This is a genomic window from Methylobacterium sp. W2 (assembly GCF_020662345.1).
Taxonomy (GTDB): domain Bacteria; phylum Pseudomonadota; class Alphaproteobacteria; order Rhizobiales; family Beijerinckiaceae; genus Methylobacterium.
The window spans coordinates 1-17,820 of sequence record NZ_VMOA01000052.1 but is presented as its reverse complement, the minus strand read 5'-3'; the positions used below and the strand labels follow the sequence as shown (position 1 = coordinate 17,820).

The window sequence follows — 17,820 nt, the reverse complement described above, 5'->3', positions numbered from 1 at the left end:
ATCAGGCTTTCTTCTCGAGCATCTGCTTGACCTGCATCAGCTGGTCCCAGACCGTGCCCGGAGTCGTGCCGAGCACATCGAAACCGGCACTGATCCCCCAATAAATCCCGAAGCAGATGATCGGAACGAGGATCCACCCCAGGATTTCCTCGCCCCGGCGTCGGCGTACACGACGACGTCGACGCTCTTCGCGCCGGGTCAGTTTCTGCGGGCGGGCCGCTACATGTGTGCCTTGGCTGGAAAGCGGCGTCAGGGGGCCCTCTTGCAGATCGCTCATGGATAGTCCCCTGTTATCGCGAGTGGCTTCAACGATCCCGCTCCAATCTCTCCCGCACCGGCTGAGCCGTGGCTGGACATCGAAGCCTGTGACGTTGCTCGGCGAGCCCCCTCGCAGGTGTCACGACCGAACGGGCGCTGATGCACTCATTCGAACGCGCTAGCTAACGACCGAGCCGGCGCATGTCGACCGCAGGACCACGCTTTTTCAGGCCGAACGCGAACGGGGCGCGGCTCCCTCGCAAGGAAGACGCGCCCCGTTCGGCAAAGTTTTGGTACGGTCAGGCCCGGACGAGAGGAACTTTCGGTACCGTACGGACACCGCCCGAACCACCCTTGTCGTCCTTCTTCGCCTCGTCCTTCTTTCGCGGAGCGGCCTTGGTCCGGCTGCGCTTGCGCTTGCCGCCGGCATTGGTCACGTCCTTCTCCGGCTTAGGCGTGACGGGCCCGGCAGGGAACTCGAAGGCCAACGCATCCTTCTGAGCCAGCGTCACGCCCTCCTTGGCCTTCTTCAGCACCACCCGCACCGCACCGCCATCCTTGAGGCGCCCGAACAGGACCTCATCGGCGAGCGGCGTCTTGATCGTGGTCTGGATCAGGCGCGCCATGGGCCGTGCGCCCATCGCCTCATCATAGCCGTTCTCGGTGAGCCATTCGCGGGCCTCGTCCGAGAGTTCGATCGTGACATTGCGGTCGGCAAGCTGCGCTTCGAGCTGGAGCACGAACTTATCGACAACCTTGGCGACCACATCCTTCGGCAGGTGTCCGAAGGAAATGATCGAGTCGAGGCGGTTCCGGAATTCGGGTGCGAAGAGCTTGTTGATCGCCTCCACATCGTCTCCCGTCCGCTTGGACTGGGTGAAGCCGTAGGCCGACTTCGCCATGTCCGACGCGCCCGCATTCGTCGTCATGATGATGATGACGTTGCGGAAATCCACCTGCTTACCGTTATGGTCGGTGAGCTTGCCGTGATCCATCACCTGCAACAGGATGTTGAAGAGATCCGGATGGGCCTTTTCGATCTCGTCCAGCAGCAGCACGCAATGCGGATGCTGGTCGATCCCGTCGGTGAGCAGACCGCCCTGGTCGAAGCCGACATAGCCGGGCGGAGCGCCGATGAGCCGGCTGACCGTGTGGCGCTCCATATATTCCGACATGTCGAAACGGATCATCTCGATGCCGAGGGACGAAGCCAGTTGCTTGGCCGCTTCCGTCTTGCCGACGCCGGTCGGCCCGGCGAACAGGTACGAGCCGATTGGCTTGTCCGGATCGCGCAAGCCAGCGCGCGCCAGCTTGATCGCCGACGTAAGGGCTTCGATGGCATCCGTCTGCCCGTAGACCACGCGCTTCAGGTTCTCGGTGAGGTTCTTGAGAACCGCCGCATCGTCCTTCGAGACGGTCTTGGCCGGGATTCGAGCCATCGTGGCGATGGTTGCCTCGATTTCCTTCACGCCGATCGTCCGCTTGCGGCGGGCTTCCGGCACCAGCATCTGCGAGGCGCCGGTCTCGTCGATCACGTCGATCGCTTTGTCCGGCAGCTTGCGGTCGTTGATGTAGCGGGCCGACAGCTCCACGGCGGCTTTCACGGCTTCGGTCGTGTATTTGAGTTTGTGGAACTCCTCGAAATAGGGCTTGAGCCCCTTCACGATCTCGATCGCATCTGGGATCGACGGCTCGTTGACGTCGATCTTCTGGAAGCGGCGCACCAGGGCGCGGTCCTTCTCGAAGTACTGACGGTACTCCTTGTAGGTGGTCGAGCCGATGCAGCGGAGCGAGCCGTTGGCCAAAGCCGGCTTGAGCAGGTTCGACGCGTCCATCGCACCGCCCGAAGTCGCACCGGCTCCGATGACCGTGTGGATCTCGTCGATGAAGAGGACCGCGTTCGGGTGCGCCTCAATCTCCTTCATCACCTGCTTGAGCCGCTCCTCGAAGTCGCCGCGATAGCGCGTGCCCGCGAGCAGCGTGCCCATGTCGAGGGAGAACACCGTCGCGTCGATGAGGACTTCCGGCACTTCCTTGTTGATGATCTTGCGCGCCAGACCTTCGGCGATGGCGGTCTTGCCGACGCCCGGGTCGCCCACGAGCAGCGGGTTGTTCTTCTGGCGGCGGCACAGAATCTGGATCGTGCGCTGGACCTCGCTCTCACGACCGATCAGCGGATCAATCCGGCCATCGCGGGCCTTCTTGTTAAGGTTGACGCAATAGGCCTCGAGCGCGTCGCCCTTCTTCTTCGTGCGGTTCTCCGTCTCCTCGCCACTTGGCCGTTCGGTCGAGGGCTCTTCCTCCGCGCCGCGAACGGGCTTCGGCTCGGACGCGCCGGGACGCTTGGCGATGCCGTGGCTGATGTAATTGACCGCGTCGTAGCGGGTCATATCCTGCTCTTGCAGGAAATAGGCGGCATGGCTTTCGCGCTCGGCGAAGATCGCCACGAGCACGTTGGCCCCGGTCACCTCCTCCCGACCGGAAGACTGGACATGGATGACCGCGCGCTGGATCACCCGCTGGAAACCCGCCGTCGGCTTGGCATCCTGGCGCCCGTCGCCGATCAGGTTGGCGAGTTCGGTGTCCACATACTCGACGAGGCTGCGTTTCAGCGTGTCGACCTCGACGTTGCAGGCGCGCATGACGGCTGCGGCATCCTGATCGTCCACCAGGGCGAGGAGCAGGTGCTCCAGCGTCGCGTATTCGTGCCGGCGCTCGCCGGCGAGCGCCAGGGCGCGGTGGAGAGCTTGTTCAAGGCTGCGAGAGAAGCTGGGCAAAAGCGGGTCCTCGTGTGGGGTGCCTATTTTTTTTCCATGACGCACTGGAGAGGATGTTGGTGTTTGCGCGCGAAGTCCATGACCTGCGTCACCTTGGTCTCCGCCACCTCGTAGGTAAAGATCCCACACTCGCCGACGCCGTTCTGATGCACGTGCATCATGATCTGGTAGGCATCGGCCTGTGATTTATTGAAAAATTTCTCGACCACGTGCACGACGAACTCCATCGGCGTGTAGTCGTCGTTGAGAAGGAGCACGCGGTAGAGGCTCGGCCGTTTGGTCTTAAGCTTGGTCCGCGTGATGATCGCCGTCCCCGATCGGCCGTCATCGTTGCCACCCGGTCCTATGGGATCGGCTGAGCGCGGCGCCGAAGGACCGGCAGGGATCGCGCCATCACGCCCAGCGGTCGCGGCGAAGTTGCCGTGATCCGTATTGGGGGAGACCAGACAACGCATCAGGTCGTCGGACATCGGAATAGCATCGACCCCATTTGTGGCAGCGGATTCCGGACGCGGATTGAGAGGACCGGCCGGCTTCCCGACTGCACGCTGGCGCCGTGCGCCTGCTCCTCCGTCAATCTATAGGCCGTTTCCCGACTTCGCCAGTCGCCTGCGCGCACTTGTCCGGTACACGGCACCAGAGCCGCCCGTCGAAGGCGGCATATGGCCATGCCACGGTGCTGGCGGGTGCCATCTCACACGAAAAAGGGGTGATCGAGCCGCGCTCGATCACCCCTCGATCCGCTATTTCCTCGATAGAGTCGGCGCTGATGCCGGACCGGCGCTCAGTTCGCGACGGGAAGCTTGATCTTGGCCAGACCTTCGAGGGGCTTGCCGATCTCCTTGGCGAGTTCGCCATAGAGGCCGCCGACGAGCTTCGCCTGGGCGACAAGGCGCTCATAGGACGCCTTCATGAAATCGGCCTGGATCTCCAGCGCGCTCTGAGGAGTCTTGGCCTCCGTCAGCTTCTTGAGCGTGGCGGTGCCATGCTCGAAGGACTGCTTGGTGAAATCCGCCATCTCGGTTCCGACGGTCTGGTTCGTCCGGGCGACGAGCGACACGCTCTTCATTACCGAATCGATGCCGGACTTGTCGAAGGCGGGGATCTTGTCGAAGGGCTGGAAAGTCATGGGATGCGAGATACCCTTTCGGGCATTCCTCTGGGGCCGGATGTCGACAAGGCCGATTCCCCGACCCGCGGAATCGACCAACCCCCTCTTTATGTGCAACGCACCATAGACCGTCAAGATTTATATTGCACCGCAGCGAACATGGGCAAATTGATGCTGAGGCATTAACCGGGCCGTAACCGCGTCGACCTAGCCTGATTGACAGATGTTGCGAGGTCACGGCGGCACGTTCGCCGGCCTTGCAGTGATGATGCAGTGCAAGCCGATCCCTGGGTCGGTTGTCGAGGACACCCCGTCGCGATGCGTAGCGTTCCGAGTCGCTCCCGGACGACCCATGGGCTGCCGGCCCTCATTGCGGCGGCGGCCGTACTGTCGGCCATCGCCTCCCCCGCGGATGCGCGGCGCGGCCACCATCACCGTGGCGGCGGCGGGGGCTACAACCCGCCTTATGCCGCCATGGTGATCGACGTGAAGACGGGCCGCACCCTACATGCGGTCAACGAGGATTCCCTTCGCCACCCGGCGTCGATCACGAAGGTGATGACGCTCTACATGCTGTTCGAACAACTCGAGCGTGGTCGTTTCAACCTAGACTCGCCCCTGACCATCTCTGCCTTCGCCGCCGCCCGGCCGCCGTCCAAGCTCGGCCTCCGGCCCGGCTCGACGATCGAGGTGGAGGACGCGATCAAGGCGATCGTGACGAAATCCGCCAACGACGTGGCCTGCGCCATCGGCGAGAACATCGCCGGCTCTGAACCGAAATTCGCCGAGATGATGACCCGCAAGGCACAGGCCCTGGGCATGACCCGGACCAACTACGCCAATGCCTCGGGCCTGCCCGACGCGGACCAGATCACCACGGCGCGTGACCTGACGATCCTCGCCCGGGCGATCCAGGACCGCTTCCCGCGCTACTACAAATATTTCCAGACCCGTTCTTTCGCCTTCCGCGGCCGGGTCATCGGCAATCACAACCGTCTGCTGGGCAATGTCGAAGGCGTCGACGGCATCAAGACCGGCTACACCCGCGACTCGGGCTTCAATCTGATGACCGCCGCCAAATCCGACGACCGCCAGATCGTGGCGATCGTGCTCGGCGGGAAGTCAGGCGCCAGCCGCGACCGGATCATGGCCGATCTCGTCCGGGCGAACCTGCCGCGCGCCTATGCCGGCAATCGCCAGTCCCCTCCGGTGACGGAAGTCGCCGAGCGTGGACGCCCTGCCGTGGTGGCGGACGCCACGTCGCGGACGCGGACCCAGGTCGCCTCGGCCGACGAGGAGGAGATCGAGGTGGAGACCACCGCCTCGACCCAGCCCCTCGACATCAGCCCACGCCAAACCACGACGCCCGGAAGTGCCGGTGCCAAGTGGCGGAGCGGCGCGCTCCCGGCCTCGGCTCAGGCCTATGCTCCGAGCAGCGCGCCCGCCGCGTTCCCCGGAGCCAAGGCTTCGCCCAGCGGCAAGTCCGACGCACGTCTCGCATCGGTCGATGGCGCCCGGCCCGAGCCCGCGGCCAAGGCCTCGCCGGCGAGCCGCGTCACGCCCACCGCCTGGGTGATCCAGCTCGGCGCCATGGACGATGAGGACAAGGCCAAGTCGATGCTTTCCGAGGCCCGCAGCAGGGCCGGAAGCGCGCTCTCCAAGGCCTCGCCCTACACCGTGAGGGTCGATCATGGCGGTGCCACCCTCTACCGGGCCCGATTCTCGGGCTTCAGCGAGCAGGAAGCCGCGCAGGATGCCTGCTCGACCCTGAAGCGCAACGGCTTCAACTGCTTCGCCACGCGAAGCTGACCCCCGCCATCGTGAAGGCTTCGTCCTTCGGGATACAGAAGCCCTCCTGACATCGGTGACGACGCCATTCGCGTCCTCGCCGAACCCCGTCGGCTGTTCGCCGGTCGGGGCCGATCGAGCATTTTTCTGGCAACGCGCGTGGAGTATCAGCGATGTCGGCTCACAAGCCTGTCTCGGGCCGCGTTGATGCGCGACGCCCCCTCGACCGTTCCGCCCTGGTCGGGATGCCACCGTTTCATCAGCGTGCGATGAGCCGTGCGGATTTGCTGCAAGGTCGCCCCGCTCTGAAGCCCCAGGATCTGGTGGGCCTCCTCCTGCGTCATCGACCCTGGATCCGGCGGACGGCGCGACCGCGCGTCGGAATCTCTCTCAGCGTCTACACGCCCGGCGGCCGTTCTGCCGTCGAGATACGTCTGTAGCCGGCGCGCGGCGATGCGGTCGACCTTGCGGCAGACCGCGAGGATCTGCATCAGCGCCGCTTCCGGAAGCTGTGAGAGGCGCCGCCCGGCATAGGGACCGATCTGGACGATCCCATCAGCAGTCCGCCCGTCGGGCATCACCTCGAACAGCACGATCGTGGGCCGCGCGACGGATGCGTGCCTGAACAGGCCGCGTAGCCGGACGACCAGGGCATCGACACCGTCGAGAAACCAGAACGCGATGCCCCCGAACAGGATCGCGAGTTCGATCCGGCCGCGAACCGCAGAAATTCCCGCCAGGGCGAGCAGGACATAGCCGCCGATCCGCCTCGCCAACCGCGGCGTGATCAGCCGACCCAGGCGCCGGACGAGATGGGGCTTGGCGGTCTTGGCGTACCACCACAGGACAAACAGCGCCACGAGCGCGGCGAGGATCGTCATCGGCGCATGTCGTGGTCGAGCGTGACCCGTCCGCCGATCCTGACCTGGACATCGCCGATCCGGTGGGAACCGCCCCGCGCTCCGGCCCGCTCAGCGTGGCGATCCGGACACAGGTCGCGGGGCGGGAGGCGCGCCCCCTCGGGAGCATCGTCAGGACACAGGAGCCGCGCTCCGTCCCTCGCTCCAGCCGGCATCGTGCCGAGCGCCAGCATGACGCAGACGAGGGATCGGAATAGGCGGGCCTTCGTCGTCATTGCGGTGTCTTGCGTGTTGTCGTGCGGCGTGGTTCCCACCCTACTGCACCGGAAACGGCCGTTGTGACAGCCCGGACCGGGAAAGCCTTATTGCCGCGTCTCGGCGACATCCGCCGTGGTGACCTTCACCTTGCGGATGCGGCCGTCCCGCTCGACGGCGAGATCGACGGACTTCCCGATGCCCGCCGCCTCCATCGCGGCGGTAAGATCGGCGAGGCGGTGCACCGGCTGACCACCGGCTCCGACGATGACATCGCCGATCGTGCCGGTCTGGACATCGACACCGCGCAATCCGGCTTCGGCGGCCGGTGATCCGCGCAGGACCCGCAGGACCACGACGCCGTCGATCCCCAGACGCGCGGCGGTCGCTTCCTGCCCGGCGATGATGCCGATGCCCGGATTGCGGGTGCGCCCGTTGCGGATGAGTTCGGGGACGACCCGATTCACCACATCCACGGGGATCGCGAAGCCGATGCCGGCGCTCGCGCCGGAGGGAGAGTAGATCGCCGTGTTGACGCCGACGAGGCGTCCCGCGGAATCGAGGAGCGGCCCGCCGGAATTGCCGGGATTGATCGCGGCGTCGGTCTGGATGACGCCGGACAGCTCCCTCCCCTCCCCCGTTGGGAGACGGCGGCGAAGCGCGCTGATGACCCCCGTCGTCAAGGTGTGGTCGAGGCCGAACGGGTTGCCGATGGCAAAGGCCGATTGTCCGACCTTGAGATCCGCCGAGGTACCAATGGCCAGGGGTGGCGGAACCGCTCCGGTACCGCCGAGACGAAGGACGGCGAGATCGTAGCTCGGCGCAGTCCCGACGATCGTGGCCGGGCGGACTTCCCCCGAGGAAAGGCGGACCGAGACCGACCCGCCCCGCTGGGCCGCGCCCGCCACCACGTGATTGTTGGTGACCACATGCCCGGCGCCATCCCAGACGAAGCCCGTGCCCGTCTGTGCGCCGTTGCCGCCTTCGCCCTCTTCGGAATCGGGGCTCATCAGGGAGCGGCCCTGGGCCGCGGCCTGGGCGAAGACATGGACGACCGACGGGCTTGCTCGTTCGAACAATGTCGCGGTGGTGGTTTCCGCCGGGGCCAGATCCCCCCGCGCCGTGATCGCCCGAGGGGTCTCGGCCGAGAACAGGAGGGCCGCCACATAGGGCTGCCCAACATAGAGGGCCATGAGCACCAGGGCCGCCGTGATCGCGATGCGGCCGAAGCGATCCGACATGTCACATCCCTTTCACAGCTTTGGAAAAATTCTGGACTGAGCCTGTCGCATTAACTGGTCGGTGACGCATCTCCGTTCAACTGGTTTTACGGACGGCACGATCCGGGTGCGCCGGCACACGGTCCCGTCCCGAGGTTCAAGCTACAGCTCCAATCAGCACTGTCACGGTCTACTCTTCATTATAAAAAGAGGGCGTCCCAGGGCAGCCGCCGCAAGCTTTGTGTTCAAACCATGATGCTTAAGGCGAGGGATAACGGATCGGGTTTGCCATACTCATCATGGCAATGCCCAAATTGATCGCAAAGCTGCCCTAGAGATGCTTCCATTCTCACGGAAACACGTTCCGCGCTGGCTGAACCGAATGCTGGTTCAGCCGCACAGACCCGCGGGGAACGACCCTCTCAGGTTCAAGGATAACTCGTTATGGAAACCGAAGCCCTCGAACGTCCTGCTGATCTGACGATCTGGCGGACCACCCCCGTCCCGGCGCCGCTGGCACAGCCCGCACGCTACGGCACCCTTCGCGAAGCGATCGAGGCCGCCGCAGGCGCCCTGACCGACCCGGCAAAACAGCCGTGGATCATCACCGAGGAAGGCGAAATCCTCTCGCCGAACTGGATCCGCACCTATCTCAACTGAGACGATATCCCTTCTCCGGGCCTCCTGAAGAAGCCCGAAAGAACTAGCCGCCGGCGCGGAACCGACCGCGCCGCTCGGCCGCCGTTTCGGCCGTACCGTGAAACCGGTTCGGCTGTCGGTCATGCTTTAAGACGCTGGTCGGTCTCACGACATTGCCCAGTCGGATGATGCGTTCTTTAGACTTGCACAATCCTGATGCGGGCGCCCATCGGACTCGACCGACGGACGGTGGACCGGTTCTCAGACCTGCCGGTCCAAGACGGTCCCTTGGCCTTCGGGAAGAACGGCCTTCTGCTGATCGGCGGATTGCTGCAGGAGCTGCGCAATCGCCCGGTCGCTCTCGCCTTGCTTGCGTATGAACGTCGTCTGCATCGACTCCCGCGTCGCAGCGGTCTGGTTCGAGACGATCGACTGTGCGAGGCCGGCGATGGAATCACTCATGAACACGGTTCCTCAAGGCTCCGTCGTGCATAGCCCGCTCGATCTTGCAAAAGACTGAAGAAAGCCAGTCGCTATTATTTGGAATATCCCCGTTCGATCTCGCCATGCTTACAAACCTCCGGCTTGTTCACGAGGGTGACCAGAACGTAGGAAATGATCAGCAGCAGGTACCAGGCCCCAAGTTTCTGCCAGGAAACCATCGCCCAGGTCGATGCCTGGTTCGGATACAGCCAGACCCGCGTTCCCGTGCCGATGTTTTCGGCGAACCAGATGAACAGGGCGACAAGCAGGAAACCGAGGAGAAGCGGCATTTTCCTGTGCACCCGCCAGACCTTGAAATGCACCCAGGTTCGGCCGAATAACAGCGCCGTCGCCGCGAACAGACCGACGCGGATGTCCACGACATAGTGATGGGTGAAGAAATTCACGTAGATCGCCGCGGCCAGCAGGAGCGTCGCGCCGGTGCCGGGGTGATGGGTGAAGCGGAAATCGAACAGGCGCCACACCCTGGCGATGTAGGATCCGATGCTCGCATACATGAAGCCGGTGAAGAGCGGCACGCCGGCGATGCGGAGCAGGCTGGCATCCGGGTAGATCCATGATCCGGCGGCGGTCTTGAAGATCTCCATCACTGTGCCGACCACATGGAAGAGCGCGATCACCTTCGCCTCCTCCCAGGTCTCCATGCGCAGGACGAGAAGAGCTATCTGTATCGCCACCGCCGACAGGGTGAGAAAGTCGTATCGGCTGATCGTCGCGTGCGGGGGATACAGCAGGTAGCTCGCGATGAGCAGCGCACACAGCAATCCGCCGAACAGGCAGGCCCATCCCTGCTTGATGCCGAACCGCAGGAATTCGTAGATGCCCGCCGCGATGGGTCCCCGCGCGAGAGCCCAGGCGCCGAGTTGCGCCTCGAATCCGGCGAACCGTGCGATGAGCGGCCAGGTGCGGGACGCGCTGCGGGTCGGGATGTCTATCACAATGGCTGTTCCGGCGGTGGCGCAGCCTGCCTTAGCGTAGGCGGGCGTGATGCTCGACCATATCGAGGGCGCGGGGACGCCGCTGGAAAGCCGGCATCGCCGGAGGCGGAATCGGCACTCATCTTCAAAATGGATTTGAGAGGGATAGCCCGAAGCCGGTGCTTCACTATAATGCTGCGCCATACGCCGCCGCACGAGTCCGATCACATGACGTCCCGTATCCCCGACTTCGCGAACGTCCCCTACGCGGCAGATGCCTTCGTGGCTCCCGTCCCGCCGACGGGCGAACCCTGGATGACGCCGGAAGGCATCCCGGTGAAAGGTGTTTACGGCCCGGAGGATCGTGAGGGCATCGACTTCCTCCACACCTATCCCGGCGTCGCGCCGTATCTGCGCGGGCCCTACCCGACCATGTATGTCACTCAGCCCTGGACGATCCGGCAATATGCCGGCTTCTCCACGGCGGAGGATTCGAACGCGTTCTATCGGCGTAACCTCGCCGCCGGGCAGAAAGGCCTGTCGGTCGCCTTCGATCTCGCCACCCATCGCGGCTACGATTCCGATCACCCGCGTGTCTCGGGCGATGTCGGCATGGCCGGCGTGGCGATCGATTCGATTTACGACATGCGGACGCTGTTCTCGGGCATTCCGCTGGACGAGATGACCGTATCGATGACGATGAACGGCGCAGTGCTGCCGATCCTCGCTCTCTACATCGTGGCGGCCGAGGAGCAGGGCGTGCCGCCCGAGAAGCTCGCGGGCACGATCCAGAACGACATCCTGAAAGAGTTCATGGTCCGCAACACATACATCTACCCCCCGGCGGGTTCGATGCGGATCATCGGCGATATCTTCGCCTACACCTCGGCCCATATGCCGAAGTTCAATTCGATCTCGATCTCGGGCTACCACATGCAGGAGGCCGGGGCGACGAACGACCTCGAACTCGCCTACACGCTCGCCGACGGAGTCGAGTACATCAAGGCGGGTCTCGCGGCAGGGCTCACCATCGACAAATTCGCCCCGCGCCTGTCGTTCTTCTGGGCCATCTCGACCAACTTCTTCATGGAGATCGCCAAGATGCGGGCGGCGCGCCTGATCTGGGCCAAGCTCGTCAAGGAGTTCGAGCCGAAGACCGATAAGTCCCTGCCCCTGCGTACCCACAGCCAGACATCCGGCTGGTCGCTGACCGCGCAGGACGTGTTCAACAACGTCACCCGCACGTGCATCGAGGCGATGGCGGCGACGCAGGGCGGCACCCAGTCGCTCCACACCAACGCCCTCGACGAGGCGCTCGCACTACCCACCGATTTCTCGGCCCGCATCGCCCGCAACACCCAGCTATTCCTGCAGCAGGAGAGCGGCACGACGCGCATCGTCGATCCGTGGGGCGGCTCCTATTATGTGGAGAAGCTCACCCAGGACATCGTCGCCCGCGCCTGGGAGCACCTGCGCGAAGTCGAGGAATTGGGCGGGATGGCCAAGGCGATCGAGGCCGGCATCCCGAAGCTGCGCATCGAGGAAGCGGCGGCCCGCGCCCAGGCGCGGATCGATTCCGGCCGCCAGACCATCGTCGGTGTGAATAAGTTCAAGCCCGACGACGACCGCGCCATCGAGTTGATGCGCGTCGACAACGGCAATGTCCGCATGCTCCAGATCGACAAGCTAAAAAGGCTGCGCGCCGAGCGCAATCAGGCCGATGTCGATGCGGCTCTTGCTGCACTCACCGCGGCTGCTCAGGGAGAGGGCAATCTCCTGGCCCTCGGCGTCGAGGCGGCGCGGGCCAAGGCCACGGTCGGAGAGATTTCGGACGCTTTGGAGAAGGCCTGGGGCCGGCATCGCGCCGAAATCCGCTCGATCTCGGGCGTCTACAAGCGAGAGGTGGGTGGCATGTCGCCGGTGGTCGAGACCGTTCGTCAACTCGTTGAGACATTCGAGGAGAATGACGGGCGGCGCCCGCGCATCCTCGTCGCCAAGATGGGCCAGGACGGCCACGACCGTGGCCAGAAGGTCATCGCCTCGGCCTTCGCCGATCTCGGCTTCGATGTGGATATCGGCCCCCTCTTCGCGACTCCCGCCGAAGCCGCACGTCAGGCTGTGGAGAACGACGTCCACATCGTCGGCGTGTCGTCCCTGGCCGCCGGCCACCTGACGCTGGTACCTGAATTGAAGGCAGCCCTGACCGAACAGGGACGGGGCGACGTGATGATCGTGATCGGCGGCGTGATCCCCCCGAGCGATTATCCGGCACTCTATGCCGCAGGCGCATCAGCGATTTTTCCACCCGGCACGGTCATTGCTGAAGCGGCCGTGAAGCTGATCGAGGAATTGAACGGAAGGCTCGGCTACAACGCCCGGCAGGCCGCTGAGTAGGATGACCGCATTGCGCCATCGGCATTCATGAGGGTAGCGCCAACGCCATTGCCGGACGCTGGCGCCCTCCTTTATTCTTTTCCATCGCATATTCTGCTCCGGACCGGGTTGGTTGCGGCGCACCAAGATCGTATTTCCTGGCTTCGTACCGAATCTGAAATTGTGAGTTGACGCTGATGGCCTCAGGATTTTCCGACCTCATCCATCCGGTCATCCTCTGTGGTGGCTCCGGTACGCGATTGTGGCCTGCCTCCCGCGAGAGTATGCCGAAGCAGTTCACGCCGCTGGTGACTGCCGATAGTTCGACCTTTCAGGACACCGCTCGTCGCGTTGCGAATGGAACCGCTTTCTCGCGGCCAACGATCATCACCAGCAGCGACGCCCGCTTCATCGTGGCCGAGCAGCTGCTGCAGGCCGAGGTCGAGGCGGACATCGTCCTCGAGCCGCAGCGTCGTGATTCCGCCGCTGCCGTCGCAGTCGCCGCCCTCCATGCCGCCCGGCGCGACCCGGAAGCGGTGGTACTCATCCTGGCCGCCGATCACGTCATCGGGGACACGGCTGCCTTCGTGGATGCTGCGCGCGCCGCCGCCGCAGGGGCCCGGGCCGGTCGGATCATGACGCTCGGGATCGAGCCGACCGCGCCGTCCACCGCCTATGGCTATATCCGCAAGGGCACGCCGATCGACGGGGTCGAAGGTGCGTATGAGGTCGGACGCTTCGTGGAGAAGCCTAACCGCCACGGGGCCGAGAGCCTGATCGCCGACGGCGCCCTGTGGAACAGCGGCTACTTCCTGTTCCGCGCCGACATCATGCTGGCCGAGCTGGAGACCTATGCTCCGGAAATCCTGGCCGCGACCCGCGCCGCCCTCGACGGAGCGACGACCGATCTCGACTTCCTGCGCCTGGATGCTACCGCCTTCGCGAGCGCACCGAAAACCTCGATCGATTATGCCGTGATGGAGCGGACCGACCGCGCCGGCGTCTTGCCCGTATCCTTCCCGTGGTCCGACGTCGGCACATGGGACGCGGTCTGGGACGTGTTGCCCCGTGATGCGTTGGGCAACGCCGTGCGCGGTCGCGTGGAACTCGTCGAGACCCGCGGTAGCCTCGTGCATAGCGAGGGCGAGCATCTCACCGCTGTGGTGGGGCTCGACGACATCGTCGTGGTCTCGACCCCGGACGCCGTCCTCGTCACCTCGAAGGCCAAGGCCGGCCTCGTCAAGGAGTTGGTCACGCAGCTGCGCGAGAAGGCCCATCCCGAGGCTGATGCGCATCGCCGGATGTTCCGCCCCTGGGGCTGGTACCAGCGCATCGACATCGGCGAGCGCTTCCAGGTGAAGCGCATCATGGTGACGCCGGGCGGGCGGCTCTCGCTGCAGAAGCATTTCCACCGGGCGGAGCATTGGGTCGTGGTACGCGGCACCGCCGAGGTTACCGTGGATGATCGCGTCGTGCTGGTTCACGAGAACGAAGCGGTCTACCTGCCAATCGGTTCGATGCATCGCCTCACCAATCCGGGCAAGATCCCCCTCGAACTCATCGAGGTCCAGGTTGGATCCTATACCGGGGAAGACGACATCATCCGCGTCGAGGACATCTACGGACGATAGGCGAGGTCGCCAAGGTCAGGCGGCGACGGGCCGCTCGGTCCGTCCGCGATACGACAGGGCCTCGGCGAGATGGAGGCGGCGCACCCGCTCTTCGCCGTCGAGATCCGCGAGGGTTCGCGCCACGCGCAGCACGCGGTGGAAGCCTCGCGCCGAAAGGCGCATGGTCTCCGCCGCGTTTCGGATCAGTGTTGCACCATCCGCATCCGGCGCAGCCATCTCCTCGATCAACGGCACCGGACAGGTCGCGTTCGTGACGACGCCGGTCAGGCCGTGGGCCTCGAAACGCGCGGCCTGCAGTGCCCGTGCGGAGGCCACTCGGGCCGCCGTCTCCGCCGAGCCTTCGGCCGGCGAAGGCAGGATCAGATCGGCAGCCGTGACGGCACCGACTTCGATCCGTAAGTCGATGCGATCGAGGAGCGGCCCTGAGATCCTCGCGCCGTATTGCGCGACGCAGCGGTCGTTGGGGCCGCGCCGGCAGGCATAACCCGGCTCAAGCGCCTGACCGCACCGGCAGGGATTCATGGCGGCAATCAGCTGGAACCGCGCGGGGTACGTCACTCGGTGATTTGCGCGGGCTATCATGACCTCGCCGGTCTCCATCGGCTGGCGCAGGGAATCGAGCACCTGCGGCGTGAACTCCGGGAGCTCGTCGAGAAACAACACGCCGCCATGCGCCAGCGAGGCCTCGCCGGGGCGGGCATTGATTCCGCCCCCTACCAGCGCTGCCATCGACGCCGAATGGTGGGGCTGCCGGAACGGACGGCGGCTCGACAGCGCGCCGCCCTTCAACTCGCCGGCCACCGACTGGATCATCGAGACTTCGAGGAGTTCGCGCGGCCCGAGCGGCGGCAGGATGGAGGGAAGTCGGGCCGCGAGCATCGATTTGCCCGCGCCTGGCGGACCATTCATCAGGAGGTTGTGGCCGCCGGCGGCGGCGATCTCCAGCGCACGCTTAGCGCCCTCCTGGCCCTTGATGTCGCGAAGATCCGGCAACCGTCCCGTGGGCGTGGCCACGGCCGGCTCGGGGCGTGCCATGACCTGACTGCCCTTGAAATGGTTCGCGAGCTGGATCAGGGAGCGCGGGGCCAGAACGTCCATGTCGCCACCGGCCCAGGCCGCTTCAGGCCCCGTCGCTGCTGGGCAGATCAGACCGAGCCCCCGCCCATTCGCCGCCATGGCGGCAGGCAGGACGCCGTTCACCGCCGTGATCGTGCCGTCGAGGGTGAGCTCGCCGAGGACGCAATAACCGGCGAGCGCATCGGCCGGGATGGCGCCGATGGCGGCCATCACCGCGAGCGCGATGGGCAGATCGTAATGCGAGCCCTCCTTCGGCAGGTCGGCCGGAGCGAGGTTGACGGTGATGCGCTTTGCCGGAAGCGCCAGTCCCGATGCGATCAGAGCCGAGCGGACACGCTCCCGTGATTCCGCCACCGCCTTGTCGGCCAGACCGACCACCATGAAGACCACGGCACCGGGAGCGATCTGCACCTGCACGTCGACGGCACGCGCCTCGATTCCCTCGAAGGCAACGGTGGCGACGCGGGTGACCATGGTTTCGACCTCTGAGATTAAGGCCAAGGTTAGGGTGAGCCGGCGCCCGTGACAACCAGCGCGTGCGCCCTTGCGGAATTGTCATGGAACTCCGGCAAGGCTCCGCCGTTCGCAACCGTCTGATTTCCGACCAAGGAGATGTCCATGTCGATCAAGACCGCCGGCCTCGCGGCCATTGCCCTCGGTTTCGCCCTTACCGGCACCGCCTTCGCGGACCGGGCACCGACGCCCGAGGAACTCACCAAGATCGAGGCGACCCTGAAGAAGGAAGGCTTCGTGAAGTGGAAGAAGATCGAGGTCGAGGATCACGAGATCGACGTGGACGATGCCATCGATGCCAACGGCAAGCAGTTCGACCTGGAGCTCGACCCCAAGACCTTCGCCATCACCACCCGCGAAGCGGAATAGACGTCCGGCCTCGGGAGGCGCTTGCGTTACGCCAAAGCGCCGGCCATATAGCGCTCGGGAGGTTGGCGAGGGACGTTTCACTCGCCAACCGGGTCAGGTCCGGAAGGAAGCAGCCCTAACGAGACCGAGCGGGTCTTCGTCCAGCCTCCCACCTTCGTCGATCCTCACCGATCGACCTGTCCGAGGCCCCGCGTGGCGGCATTCCCCCGACCCGGGGCCGCTCGAACCACGCAAGGCGGCATGGACGCGACTTCCGGCACACCGAGCGATCTTCCTGGCCTGCCGGGCTTACCCGAGCCCGTGCCTGCGGTGACGCCTTATCGAGTACTCGCCCGCAAGTACCGCCCCCAGAATTTCGATGACTTGATCGGCCAGGGCGCCATGGTGCGCACGCTGGCCAATGCGTTCGCGGCCAACCGCATCCCGCAGGCGTGGATGCTCACCGGCGTGCGCGGCGTCGGCAAGACGACGACGGCCCGCATCCTCGCACGGGGACTCAATTACGTCCGCGACGGCCACCCCGATACCGGCCCTACCATCGCCATGCCGGAGCTCGGTCGCCATTGTCAGGCGATCATGGAATCTCGGCACATGGACGTGCTGGAGATGGATGCCGCCTCGCATACCGGTATCGACGACGTGCGCGGCATTATCGACGGCATCCGCTATTCGCCGGTCTCCGCCCGCTACAAAGTCTACATCGTCGACGAGGTCCACATGCTCTCCGAGAAGGCGTTCAACGCCTTCCTGAAGACGCTGGAGGAGCCTCCGCCACACGCCAAATTCGTTTTCGCCACCACCGAGATCCGCAAGGTTCCGGTGACGATCCTGTCGCGCTGCCAGCGCTTCGATCTGCGCCGTGTCGAAGCCGACACCATGGTCGCGCATCTCGCCCGGATCTGCGCCGCCGAGAACGTCGAGGCAGAGCCGGAAGCCCTCGCTGCGATCACTCGCGCCGCCGAGGGTTCGGTGCGCGATGCGCTCTCGCTCCTCGATCAGGCCATCGCCCATGGGGCCGGTCTCGTGACCGGGGCGAGCGTGCGCGACATGCTCGGCCTCGCCGACAGAGGGCGGATCGTCGACCTCTTCGAGGCGGTGATGCGCGGCGACGTTCCGGCGAGCTTCGCGGAAGTGCGTGGCCAGTACGAGGCAGGTGCCGACCCGGCGGTGATCCTGTCAGATCTCGCGAGCTTCACCCATCTCGTTACTCGCCTCAAGCTGGTGCCCGAGGCCGCCGCCGCGGATCCGACCCTCAGTGCCGATGAACGTAGCCGGGGCGGCGCATTCGCGGCCAAGCTCTCGGTTCGCGCCCTGTCGCGGGCGTGGCAGATCCTTCTGAAGGCCATTCCCGAGGTCCAGGTCGCCGCAAGACCGCTGGCTGCCGCCGAGATGGCTCTCGTGCGCCTCGCCTATGCCGCCGACCTTCCGACACCGGACGAGGCGCTGAGGCAACTCAAGTCCGAGGCATTGGCGTCACCTCAGACGTCCGCGGCCCCCTCCGCCTCGCCGCCTGCCCCCAGCGGCGCCC

Annotated in this window: 16 protein-coding genes and 1 other RNA gene; 7 read left to right on the top strand and 10 right to left on the bottom strand. The window is 65.2% G+C overall.

Annotation, left to right across the window (positions count from 1 at the left end):
• Position 1: 1 nt before the first annotated feature.
• The 4 genes from FPV16_RS22255 to FPV16_RS22240 form a co-directional block, all read right to left on the bottom strand.
• The gene (locus tag FPV16_RS22255; RefSeq protein ID WP_227440657.1) at positions 2-277 is read right to left on the bottom strand and encodes a hypothetical protein; all 276 of its coding nucleotides are present in this window, start codon (positions 275-277) and stop codon (positions 2-4) included.
• Positions 278-557: 280 nt separating this feature from the next.
• Positions 558-3,035, bottom strand: coding sequence for an ATP-dependent Clp protease ATP-binding subunit ClpA (gene clpA, locus FPV16_RS22250; RefSeq protein ID WP_227440656.1), 2,478 nt, complete (start codon positions 3,033-3,035; stop codon positions 558-560).
• A 23-nt stretch (positions 3,036-3,058) separates the two neighbouring features.
• Positions 3,059-3,490 carry an ATP-dependent Clp protease adapter ClpS gene (gene clpS / locus FPV16_RS22245; protein ID WP_413629338.1) on the bottom strand — a complete coding sequence of 144 codons (432 nt, stop codon included), beginning with the start codon at positions 3,488-3,490 and terminating at the stop codon, positions 3,059-3,061.
• 329 nt (positions 3,491-3,819) lie between these two features.
• Positions 3,820-4,164 carry a phasin family protein gene (locus FPV16_RS22240; RefSeq protein ID WP_227440653.1) on the bottom strand — a complete coding sequence of 115 codons (345 nt, stop codon included), beginning with the start codon at positions 4,162-4,164 and terminating at the stop codon, positions 3,820-3,822.
• Positions 4,165-4,464: 300 nt separating this feature from the next.
• Between FPV16_RS22240 and FPV16_RS22235 the strand changes: the two genes are divergently transcribed.
• A complete protein-coding gene (locus FPV16_RS22235; RefSeq protein ID WP_227440652.1) occupies positions 4,465-5,955 on the top strand; it encodes an SPOR domain-containing protein in 1,491 nt (496 codons plus the stop codon).
• 146 nt (positions 5,956-6,101) lie between these two features.
• Here FPV16_RS22235 and FPV16_RS22230 read toward each other — a convergent pair whose 3' ends face one another.
• The 3 genes from FPV16_RS22230 to FPV16_RS22220 form a co-directional block, all read right to left on the bottom strand.
• Positions 6,102-6,815 (bottom strand): J domain-containing protein, encoded by a 714-nt coding sequence (locus tag FPV16_RS22230; RefSeq protein ID WP_227440651.1) that lies wholly within the window; start codon positions 6,813-6,815, stop codon positions 6,102-6,104.
• Complete coding sequence (locus tag FPV16_RS22225; protein WP_227440649.1) at positions 6,812-7,069, bottom strand: hypothetical protein; 258 nt, start codon at positions 7,067-7,069, stop codon at positions 6,812-6,814. The genes FPV16_RS22230 and FPV16_RS22225 overlap by 4 nt, the downstream gene beginning before the upstream one ends.
• Before the next feature lie 87 nt (positions 7,070-7,156).
• Entirely contained in the window at positions 7,157-8,290 is a 1,134-nt protein-coding gene (locus tag FPV16_RS22220; RefSeq protein ID WP_227440648.1) for a S1C family serine protease, read from the bottom strand.
• A gap of 423 nt (positions 8,291-8,713) precedes the next feature.
• Here FPV16_RS22220 and FPV16_RS22215 point away from each other — a divergent pair, with 423 nt between their 5' ends.
• The gene (locus FPV16_RS22215; protein WP_018044781.1) at positions 8,714-8,929 is read left to right on the top strand and encodes a hypothetical protein; all 216 of its coding nucleotides are present in this window, start codon (positions 8,714-8,716) and stop codon (positions 8,927-8,929) included.
• A gap of 240 nt (positions 8,930-9,169) precedes the next feature.
• On the opposite strand, the gene FPV16_RS22210 is transcribed toward FPV16_RS22215, so the two are convergent.
• Positions 9,170-9,370 carry a hypothetical protein gene (locus tag FPV16_RS22210; protein WP_227440647.1) on the bottom strand — a complete coding sequence of 67 codons (201 nt, stop codon included), beginning with the start codon at positions 9,368-9,370 and terminating at the stop codon, positions 9,170-9,172.
• Positions 9,371-9,444: 74 nt separating this feature from the next.
• Positions 9,445-10,557 carry a DUF817 domain-containing protein gene (locus FPV16_RS22205; protein WP_227440646.1) on the bottom strand — a complete coding sequence of 371 codons (1,113 nt, stop codon included), beginning with the start codon at positions 10,555-10,557 and terminating at the stop codon, positions 9,445-9,447.
• Between FPV16_RS22205 and scpA the strand changes: the two genes are divergently transcribed.
• The gene (gene scpA / locus FPV16_RS22200; RefSeq protein ID WP_227440645.1) at positions 10,558-12,723 is read left to right on the top strand and encodes a methylmalonyl-CoA mutase; all 2,166 of its coding nucleotides are present in this window, start codon (positions 10,558-10,560) and stop codon (positions 12,721-12,723) included. It begins immediately after the preceding gene.
• 176 nt (positions 12,724-12,899) lie between these two features.
• Positions 12,900-14,333: a mannose-1-phosphate guanylyltransferase/mannose-6-phosphate isomerase gene (locus tag FPV16_RS22195; protein WP_227440644.1), complete on the top strand. Its 1,434-nt coding sequence runs from the start codon at positions 12,900-12,902 to the stop codon at positions 14,331-14,333.
• Between the two features lie 15 nt (positions 14,334-14,348).
• Here FPV16_RS22195 and FPV16_RS22190 read toward each other — a convergent pair whose 3' ends face one another.
• On the bottom strand, positions 14,349-15,884 hold the full coding sequence (locus tag FPV16_RS22190) for a YifB family Mg chelatase-like AAA ATPase (protein ID WP_227440643.1): 1,536 nt from the start codon (positions 15,882-15,884) through the stop codon (positions 14,349-14,351).
• 144 nt (positions 15,885-16,028) lie between these two features.
• On the opposite strand from FPV16_RS22190, the gene FPV16_RS22185 reads away from it, so the two are divergent.
• The 3 genes from FPV16_RS22185 to FPV16_RS22175 all read left to right on the top strand — a co-directional run.
• Positions 16,029-16,292, top strand: a complete 264-nt coding sequence (locus tag FPV16_RS22185) for a PepSY domain-containing protein (protein ID WP_027172369.1) — start codon at positions 16,029-16,031, stop codon at positions 16,290-16,292.
• A gap of 56 nt (positions 16,293-16,348) precedes the next feature.
• Positions 16,349-16,445: signal recognition particle sRNA small type (gene ffs / locus FPV16_RS22180), an RNA gene on the top strand.
• Between the two features lie 87 nt (positions 16,446-16,532).
• A partial coding sequence (locus FPV16_RS22175) for a DNA polymerase III subunit gamma/tau (RefSeq protein ID WP_227440642.1) occupies positions 16,533-17,820 on the top strand: 1,288 nt, incomplete at its 3' end.